This window comes from Paenibacillus mendelii (genome assembly GCF_024498075.1).
GTDB classification, from domain to species: domain Bacteria; phylum Bacillota; class Bacilli; order Paenibacillales; family Paenibacillaceae; genus Paenibacillus_Z; species Paenibacillus_Z mendelii.
In genome coordinates this window covers 1-972 of record NZ_JANHOF010000066.1, presented here as the reverse complement: position 1 = coordinate 972, position 972 = coordinate 1, and the positions used below count along the sequence as shown (strand labels likewise).

The 972-nt window shown below is 49.9% G+C and carries 1 tRNA gene and 2 rRNA genes; all 3 read right to left on the bottom strand.

The window, feature by feature from the left end:
- Positions 1–460, bottom strand: a 23S ribosomal RNA gene (locus NNL21_RS36050); the annotation flags it as partial.
- Between the two features lie 291 nt (positions 461–751).
- A tRNA-Ala gene (locus NNL21_RS36045) sits at positions 752–827 on the bottom strand.
- A gap of 89 nt (positions 828–916) precedes the next feature.
- Positions 917–972: ribosomal RNA gene (locus NNL21_RS36040) — 16S ribosomal RNA — on the bottom strand; the annotation flags it as partial.

Sequence of the window (972 nt, the reverse complement as noted above, 5' to 3'; positions counted from 1 at the left end):
TCCTGCCGGATTCCCACGAGGTTTCACGTGTCTCGCGGTACTCGGGATCCGTCTCGGAGGGTGTTGACTTTTGGTTACAGGGCTTTTACCTTTTCTAGCGGGCCTTTCCAGACCTCTTCGCCTAACCAACACCTTTGTAACTCCATGTGAGACGTCCCACAACCCCAAGAGGCAAGCCTCTTGGTTTGGGCTAATCCGCTTTCGCTCGCCGCTACTGACGGAATCACTTTTGTTTTCTCTTCCTCAGGGTACTTAGATGTTTCAGTTCCCCTGGTATGCCTCCATCTGACCTATGTATTCAGTCAGAAGTGACTGCCCATTACGACAGCCGGGTTTCCCCATTCGGACATCCCCGGATCAAAGCCTGCTTACGGCTCCCCGAGGCAGTTTCGTTGTTCGCCACGTCCTTCATCGGCTCCTAGTGCCTAGGCATCCTCCGTGCGCTCTTACTAGCTTAACCATTTGCTCCGGTTGATCGATTTATTGCTCCCGTTGCAGCTGTGTTTCTTGATCCACTAGGCTCGTTGAGCTGTGGAAACACATCTGCAAAAGTCGCACTAAATTCGACAACCTTCGCTTGCAATTTAGATCAACTGATGCAGGCAAATGCCGAAGCAAAACCTACAACCGTATAATCCAAGCTGCGAATAAAACTCAGCTATAAGATGTTTACGCAAATTTCATATCCAGTTTTCAAGGTGCAAATGCACAAGCCAGTATCTCGCTTGTTCATTGAGATGCAATGTTTTGTTGGTGGAGCCAAGGAGGATCGAACTCCTGACCTCCTGCTTGCAAGGCAGGCGCTCTCCCAGCTGAGCTATGGCCCCAGGCAAATTCCATCAAAGCTGAACATATGATATCACGTCGTTGTCCGCACAACTTATCTGATCTTCATCGAGATCAGGTATTTCCTTAGAAAGGAGGTGATCCAGCCGCACCTTCCGATACGGCTACCTTGTTACGACTTCACCC